The organism is Aggregicoccus sp. 17bor-14, from assembly GCF_009659535.1.
Lineage (GTDB): Bacteria > Myxococcota > Myxococcia > Myxococcales > Myxococcaceae > Aggregicoccus.
This window is the reverse complement of sequence record NZ_VJZZ01000001.1, coordinates 319,233-325,324: the sequence shown is the minus strand read 5'-3', so window position 1 is coordinate 325,324 and position 6,092 is coordinate 319,233. Positions and strand designations below refer to the sequence as shown.

Below are 6,092 nucleotides of genomic sequence, written 5' to 3'. Positions count from 1 at the left end.
ACAACATCGCCATCGAGGTGGAGCTCATCACCCCCATCGCCATGGAGAAGGAGCTGCGCTTCGCCGTGCGCGAGGGCGGCCGCACCGTGGGCGCCGGCGTCGTGGCGGACATCATCGCGTAATTCGGGGTTATCCCGGCCCTTCTGGCATCCGCAGCGTAGGCGGATGTCAGAAGTTGAAGATTCGTCCTTGCATCCACCGGGGCGCGGTGGTATTTGCCGCGCCCCTTCGTCTGCACCAACGGCTCTGTGACATCCAGGGGACGTGGTTTCGAGCGCCTCCGTTTGTAGGGGCCGTCAAAGAGGTTTTTCCGAATGGCGACACAGAAGATTCGCATCCGGCTGAAGGCGTACGACTCCAAGCTCCTGGACCAGAGCGCGGGTGAGATCGTCGAGACGGCCAAGCGCACGGGCGCCAAGGTGGCCGGTCCGATCCCCCTGCCGACCCGCATCAACAAGTTCACGGTCCTTCGTTCGCCGCACGTGGACAAGAAGAGCCGCGAGCAGTTCGAGATCCGCACGCACAAGCGCCTGCTCGATATCCTCGAGCCGACCCAGCAGACGCTGGACGCGCTGATGAAGCTGGATCTGTCCGCGGGCGTTGACGTCGAGATCAAGTCCTAGAGAGCAGGGCCGGCGCGGCGCAACTCCCGCCGACCCGCCTGAGGAAAGAGCCATGGCGAAGTTTGACGTAGTCGATCTGGATATGAAGAAGGTCTCGGAGATCGAGCTCTCCGACGACGTGTTCGGCGCTGCCCCGAACAAGAACCTCTTTTACGAGGTTGCGAAGATGCAGCAGATCAACCGTCGTCGCGGCACGGTCGGGGTGAAGAACACCTCGCTCGTGAGCGGTGGCGGCAAGAAGCCCTGGAAGCAGAAGGGCACTGGCCGCGCTCGCCAGGGCTCGATCCGCGCTTCCCACTGGGTCGGTGGCGGTAAGGCGATGGCTCCCAAGAGCCGCGACTACTTCTACCGTCCGCCCAAGAAGGTGCGCCGCGGCGCCCTCCGGGCCGCGCTCAGCCTGCGCGCCTCCGAGAAGACCCTGATCATCCTGGACGGCTTCAAGCTGGACGCGCCGAAGGCGAAGCAGGCCTTCGAGACGCTGACCAAGCGCCTGAAGCTGGCGGATGCCCTGGTCATCGAGGAGAAGGGCAACGAGAACCTGCACCGCAGCGTGCGGAACCTCGCCAAGTTCGACGTGCTGCCTCCCGAGGGCCTGAACCTCGAGAGCGTGCTGCGTCACAAGCACCTCGTCATCACGTCCGCGGCCGCGAAGGCCCTCGAGGGGTCGCTCTCATGAACATCAACGACGTCGTCAAGGGTCCGCTGATCACCGAGAAGCTCGATCAGGCCCGCGAGAAGTTCCGTCAGTACTCCTTCATCGTGGATCGCAAGGCCACCAAGCTGGACGTGGCCCGCGCCGTCGAGACCCTCTTCAAGGTCAACGTCGAGGCGGTCCGCACCAACGTCGTGCGCGGCAAGATCAAGCGCGTCGGCAAGAGCATTGGCAAGCGCCCCAACTACAAGAAGGCCGTCGTGACCCTCAAGGAGGGTGACAAGATCGAGCTCTTCGAGGGAGGGGCGGTCTAAGGCGCGCGCAAGCGCACCGAGGAACCGCCAGGAGACCACCATGGGCATCAAGAAGTTCAAGCCGACCTCCGCCGCCCGCCGCTTCATGACGGCGTCCGACTTCGCGGACATCACCAAGAGCACGCCGGAGAAGAAGCTCACCAGCTCGCTCTCCAAGAGCGGCGGCCGCAACGTGCACGGCCACATCACCCGTCGTCACCAGGGTGGTGGTCACAAGCGTCGCTACCGCGAGATCGACTTCAAGCGCCTGGACAAGGACGGCGTGCCGGCCAAGGTCGTGGGCGTGGAGTACGACCCGAACCGCACCGCCAACATCGCGCTGCTGCACTACGCGGACGGCGAGAAGCGCTACATCCTCGCCCCCGTGGGCCTGGCCGTCGGTGACACGCTGTTCGCGGGTCCCACCGCGGACATCCGTCCCGGCAACAGCCTCCCGCTGCAGAACATCCCGGTGGGCACGGTCATCCACAACATCGAGCTCCACCCGGGGCACGGTGCGCAGATGATCCGCTCGGCCGGCAGCTGGGGCCAGCTGATGGCGAAGGAGGAGCGCTACGTTCAGGTGCGCCTGCCCTCCGGCGCCGTGCGCAAGGTGCTGCTCGAGTGCCGCGCCACCGTGGGCCAGCTCGGCAACATCGAGCACGAGATCATCCGCGTCGGTAAGGCCGGTAAGAGCCGCTGGCTCGGCATCCGTCCCACCGTCCGCGGTCTGGCCATGAACCCCGTCGACCACCCGCACGGCGGTGGCGAGGGCAAGTCCGGTCAGGGTAACCCGCACCCGGTCTCGCCCTGGGGCAAGAAGACCAAGGGCCTCACCACGCGCACCAACAAGCGCACCGACAAGTTCATCGTCAGCGGGCGCCGTCAGGGCCCCCGCAGCCAGTAAAGGATTTGATCAATGGCTCGTTCGATCAAGAAGGGTCCGTTCGTCGACCAGCACCTCGCCAAGAAGGTCGAGGCGATGCTGGCGGCCAACAAGAAGGCGGTCGTGAAGACGTGGTCGCGTCGCTCCACGATCCTGCCTGAGTTCGTCGGTCACACCTTCGCGGTGCACAACGGGAAGAAGTTCGTCCCGGTGTTCGTCACGGAGAACATGGTGGGTCACAAGCTCGGTGAGTTCTCGCCGACGCGTACGTTCGGCGGGCACTCGGCGGAGAAGAAGGTCGCCAAGGCTCCGGGTAAGTAGAGCTCGCAGGGCGAGCTTCGCCCACTGAGGAGATGACGATGGAGTCGACTGCACACCTGCGTAACCTGCGCATGGCCCCCCGGAAGGTCTCGATGGTGGTCGCGCTTGTCCGGGGCAAGCCTGTGGAGGCTGCCCTCAACATCCTGCGCTTCACCCCGCGCGCCGCTGCGCGTCCGGTGGAGAAGCTCATCAAGAGCGCCGTGGCGAACGCCACCGACCTGTCCAAGGGCCAGGTCGACGTGGACACGCTCTACGTGAAGACCATCTCGGTCGACCAGGGCCCCACCCAGCGCCGCTTCATGCCGCGCGCCATGGGCCGGGCCAGCCGCATCAACAAGAAGTCCAGCCACATTCACGTGGTGCTCGCCGAGGCGAAGAAGAAGTAGCCCCCGAAGCGCCGATCACGTCACAACTTCTGAAGGAGAAGCACGTTGGGCCAGAAAGTTCATCCGATCGGGTTCCGCCTCGGGGTCATCAAGACCTGGGACTCCAAGTGGTTCGAGCACAAGAACTACGCGCAGTGGCTCCATGAGGACATCCGGATCCGCGAGTTCGTGAAGAAGTCGCTCAACCACGCGGGCGTCTCCAAGGTGGAGATCGAGCGCGCGGCCAACAAGGTGAAGGTCAACGTGCACACCGCTCGGCCGGGCATCGTGATCGGCAAGCGCGGCGCGGGCATCGAGACCGTGAAGAAGGACCTCCAGCAGTTCACGAAGAACGAGGTCTTCCTCAACATCGTCGAGGTCCGCAAGGCCGAGACCGACGCGCAGCTGGTGGCCGAGAACATCGCCACCCAGCTCGAGCGCCGCATCGCCTTCCGCCGCGCCATGAAGAAGGCCCTGCAGACCGCCATGAAGTTCGGCGCCAAGGGCATCCGCGTGGCCTGCTCCGGGCGCCTGGGCGGCGCCGAGATGGCGCGCTACGAGTGGTACCGCGAGGGCCGCGTGCCCCTGCACACCCTGCGCGCGGACATCGACTACGGCTTCGCCGAGGCGAAGACCACCTACGGCAAGATCGGCTGCAAGGTGTGGATCTGCAAGGGCGAGGTCCTCCCGGGCAAGGGTGGCCAGGCCGCGCTGCCCACCAACCGCTAATTTCCGCTCGAGGGTCGCTCTCCGGAAGGGGAGCGCCCCGGCGCTCGAAGGACGACCACGATGCTTCAGCCTGCTCGTACCAAGTACCGCAAGATGCAGAAGGGCCGCATGCCTGGGAAGGCATACCGCGGCAGCAACCTCACCTACGGTGAGTTTGGCCTGATGACCCTGCAGCCGGGTTGGCTGACCAGCCGGCAGATCGAGGCGGCCCGTATCGCCATGACCCGCCACGTGAAGCGCGGCGGCAAGATCTGGATCCGCGTGTTCCCGGACAAGCCCATCACCAAGAAGCCCGCCGAGACCCGTATGGGCACCGGCAAGGGCGGCGTGGAGTACTACGTGGCGGTGATCAAGCCCGGCCGCATCCTCTACGAGATGGAGGGCATGACCAAGGACGTCGCCACCGGCGCCCTCAAGCTCGCCCAAGCGAAGCTGCCCGTGCTCACCAAGATCGTCCACCGCAGCGAGCTCTCGCTGTAGCCGAGCCGCGGGGGGGCCTGATAAGGGGCCCCCCGGAGCTCCACCGGAGAAGAAGAACATGGCGACTGCCAAGGAACTGAAGGAACTGTCGGGCGAGGAGCTGGCGAAGCGCGCGTCCGAGATGCGCGAGACGCTGTTCCAGGACCAGCTCAAGCGCCGCACGGGCTCGCTGGACAGCCCGGCGGAGCGCACCGCGCACCGGCGCGACCTGGCCCGCATCCTCACCGTCCAGGCCGAGCAGGCCCGCGCGGCGAAGGCCAGCAAGTAGGCTCAACGGTGCCGCCCCCGGTGACGGGGGCCCACGGCACGGGGCGCTTTCGGCGAGGAGCCGGGTGCCCAGACTGACAGGCGAGATTCACGATGGCTGAAGCGACCCAGACCCCCGCTGAGAAGACCACCACCCGCGGCCGTCCCAAGACGCGCGTGGGGATCGTCACCTCGAACAAGATGCAGAAGACGGTCGTCGTCACCGTCTCCCGCCGCACCGCGCACCCCCAGTACGGGAAGATCATGAACGTGCGCGAGAAGTACAAGGCGCACGTCGAGGACCACGACTACCCCGCCAAGGTCACCATCAACGAGGGTGACCGGGTGCGCATCGCCGAGACCAAGCCGGCCAGCAAGGACAAGCGCTGGCGCGTGGTCGAGGTGATCGAGAAGAGCAAGGGCATTTAGTTGCGCGCACGGGCCCTCCGCCCAGGCCGGTAGACCGGCCGGTAGGGGAGGGCCCCGTCTGCTGCCGCACGCCGCCGCCCGCCGGGAGGTGGTCGGCGCGTTCGTAGGTTCCGAAGAGGGAGATTCTCAGATGATTCAGATGCAAAGCGTGCTCGACGTTGCCGACAACTCGGGCGCCAAGAAGGTGTTCTGCATCAAGGTGCTGGGCGGCTCGAAGCGCAAGTACGCCTCCATCGGCGACGTGATCGTCGTCTCCATCCGCGAGGCGCTGCCGAACTCGAAGGTGAAGAAGGGTGACGTGGCCAAGGCCGTCATCGTCCGCACCAAGCGCGAGCTCGGCCGTCCGGACGGCAGCTACATCAAGTTCGACGGCAACTCCGCGGTCCTCATCAACAAGGACCTGGAGCCCATCGGGACCCGCATCTTCGGGCCGGTCGCCCGCGAGCTGCGCGCCCGCAAGTTCATGAAGATCATCTCGCTCGCCCCCGAGGTCCTGTAGTCCCGGGATCCCCCTGAGCGGCGCTCGAGCGAGTCGCTCACAAGAGAGAAAAAGCCATGCAGAAGCTCAAGGTTGGAGACACGGTTCAGGTCATCTCGGGCGCCGAGCGCTCGGAGAAGAGCCCGGCCAGCAAGCGGGGCAAGGTCCTCAAGATCGACCGCGAGGCCGAGCGCGTCACCGTCGAGGGCGTGCGGATGGTCAAGCGCCACACCCCCAAGAGCGCCCGGAACCCCGAGGGCGGCGTCATCGAGAAGGCCGGCACCGTGGCCCTCTCCAACGTCCAGGTCGTCTGCGCCAAGTGCGACAAGCCGACCCGCGTGGGCATCCGCGCTGACGGGGACAAGAAGAAGCGGTTCTGCAAGAACTGCGACGCGCTGATTGACTAGCGGTCGTCACTAGGGCATGTACGCGCTCCCTTCCGCCTACCCGGGCTGGAGGGGTGGGCGGGCAGGCGTGCGCGAGGGTCCGAAGTTTCCTCGGACCCTCTGGTGTTTTGAGAGTTCTCCATAGCGGTAACTGATCGGCGCGGCTGGGTTCAACGACGGCGCTCCGAAGCAGAGGAAAGCACG

The 6,092-nt window shown here is 65.9% G+C and carries 13 protein-coding genes; all 13 read left to right on the top strand.

Going from position 1 to position 6,092, the window contains the following annotated elements:
- The coding region (locus FGE12_RS01480) for a hypothetical protein (protein WP_153864815.1) at nt 1-122 on the top strand (122 nt) is incomplete at its 5' end.
- Nucleotides 123-314: 192 nt separating this feature from the next.
- A complete protein-coding gene (gene rpsJ / locus FGE12_RS01475; RefSeq protein WP_002633608.1) occupies nt 315-623 on the top strand; it encodes a 30S ribosomal protein S10 in 309 nt (102 codons plus the stop codon).
- A 52-nt stretch (nt 624-675) separates the two neighbouring features.
- Complete coding sequence (gene rplD, locus FGE12_RS01470) at nt 676-1,299, top strand: 50S ribosomal protein L4 (protein WP_153864404.1); 624 nt, start codon at nt 676-678, stop codon at nt 1,297-1,299.
- Nucleotides 1,296-1,589 (top strand): 50S ribosomal protein L23, encoded by a 294-nt coding sequence (locus FGE12_RS01465; RefSeq protein ID WP_153864403.1) that lies wholly within the window; start codon nt 1,296-1,298, stop codon nt 1,587-1,589. Before rplD ends, FGE12_RS01465 begins: the two co-directional genes overlap by 4 nt.
- A 40-nt stretch (nt 1,590-1,629) precedes the next feature.
- Nucleotides 1,630-2,475, top strand: a complete 846-nt coding sequence (gene rplB, locus FGE12_RS01460; protein WP_153864402.1) for a 50S ribosomal protein L2 — start codon at nt 1,630-1,632, stop codon at nt 2,473-2,475.
- A 12-nt stretch (nt 2,476-2,487) separates the two neighbouring features.
- Nucleotides 2,488-2,775, top strand: coding sequence for a 30S ribosomal protein S19 (gene rpsS / locus FGE12_RS01455; protein WP_153864401.1), 288 nt, complete (start codon nt 2,488-2,490; stop codon nt 2,773-2,775).
- Between the two features lie 38 nt (nt 2,776-2,813).
- Nucleotides 2,814-3,161: a 50S ribosomal protein L22 gene (gene rplV, locus FGE12_RS01450; RefSeq protein ID WP_153864400.1), complete on the top strand. Its 348-nt coding sequence runs from the start codon at nt 2,814-2,816 to the stop codon at nt 3,159-3,161.
- A gap of 45 nt (nt 3,162-3,206) precedes the next feature.
- Entirely contained in the window at nt 3,207-3,869 is a 663-nt protein-coding gene (gene rpsC / locus FGE12_RS01445; protein ID WP_153864399.1) for a 30S ribosomal protein S3, read from the top strand.
- A 60-nt stretch (nt 3,870-3,929) separates the two neighbouring features.
- Complete coding sequence (gene rplP / locus FGE12_RS01440) at nt 3,930-4,349, top strand: 50S ribosomal protein L16 (RefSeq protein WP_153864398.1); 420 nt, start codon at nt 3,930-3,932, stop codon at nt 4,347-4,349.
- A gap of 58 nt (nt 4,350-4,407) precedes the next feature.
- Nucleotides 4,408-4,617: a 50S ribosomal protein L29 gene (rpmC, locus tag FGE12_RS01435; protein WP_153864397.1), complete on the top strand. Its 210-nt coding sequence runs from the start codon at nt 4,408-4,410 to the stop codon at nt 4,615-4,617.
- 92 nt (nt 4,618-4,709) lie between these two features.
- A complete protein-coding gene (gene rpsQ / locus FGE12_RS01430; protein WP_153864396.1) occupies nt 4,710-5,024 on the top strand; it encodes a 30S ribosomal protein S17 in 315 nt (104 codons plus the stop codon).
- A 130-nt stretch (nt 5,025-5,154) separates the two neighbouring features.
- Nucleotides 5,155-5,523: a 50S ribosomal protein L14 gene (gene rplN, locus FGE12_RS01425; RefSeq protein ID WP_153864395.1), complete on the top strand. Its 369-nt coding sequence runs from the start codon at nt 5,155-5,157 to the stop codon at nt 5,521-5,523.
- 56 nt (nt 5,524-5,579) lie between these two features.
- Nucleotides 5,580-5,909, top strand: coding sequence for a 50S ribosomal protein L24 (gene rplX / locus FGE12_RS01420; protein WP_153864394.1), 330 nt, complete (start codon nt 5,580-5,582; stop codon nt 5,907-5,909).
- Nucleotides 5,910-6,092 lie beyond the last annotated feature (183 nt).

Bases quoted from the DNA above. Each gene is read 5' to 3' on its own strand.
- rpsJ (WP_002633608.1), top strand. From the start codon at position 315: ATGGCGACACAGAAGATTCGCATCCGGCTGAAGGCGTACGACTCCAAG.
- rplD (WP_153864404.1), top strand. From the start codon at position 676: ATGGCGAAGTTTGACGTAGTCGATCTGGATATGAAGAAGGTCTCGGAG.
- FGE12_RS01465 (WP_153864403.1), top strand. From the start codon at position 1,296: ATGAACATCAACGACGTCGTCAAGGGTCCGCTGATCACCGAGAAGCTC.
- rplB (WP_153864402.1), top strand. From the start codon at position 1,630: ATGGGCATCAAGAAGTTCAAGCCGACCTCCGCCGCCCGCCGCTTCATG.
- rpsS (WP_153864401.1), top strand. From the start codon at position 2,488: ATGGCTCGTTCGATCAAGAAGGGTCCGTTCGTCGACCAGCACCTCGCC.
- rplV (WP_153864400.1), top strand. From the start codon at position 2,814: ATGGAGTCGACTGCACACCTGCGTAACCTGCGCATGGCCCCCCGGAAG.
- rplP (WP_153864398.1), top strand. From the start codon at position 3,930: ATGCTTCAGCCTGCTCGTACCAAGTACCGCAAGATGCAGAAGGGCCGC.
- rpmC (WP_153864397.1), top strand. From the start codon at position 4,408: ATGGCGACTGCCAAGGAACTGAAGGAACTGTCGGGCGAGGAGCTGGCG.
- rpsQ (WP_153864396.1), top strand. From the start codon at position 4,710: ATGGCTGAAGCGACCCAGACCCCCGCTGAGAAGACCACCACCCGCGGC.
- rplN (WP_153864395.1), top strand. From the start codon at position 5,155: ATGATTCAGATGCAAAGCGTGCTCGACGTTGCCGACAACTCGGGCGCC.
- rplX (WP_153864394.1), top strand. From the start codon at position 5,580: ATGCAGAAGCTCAAGGTTGGAGACACGGTTCAGGTCATCTCGGGCGCC.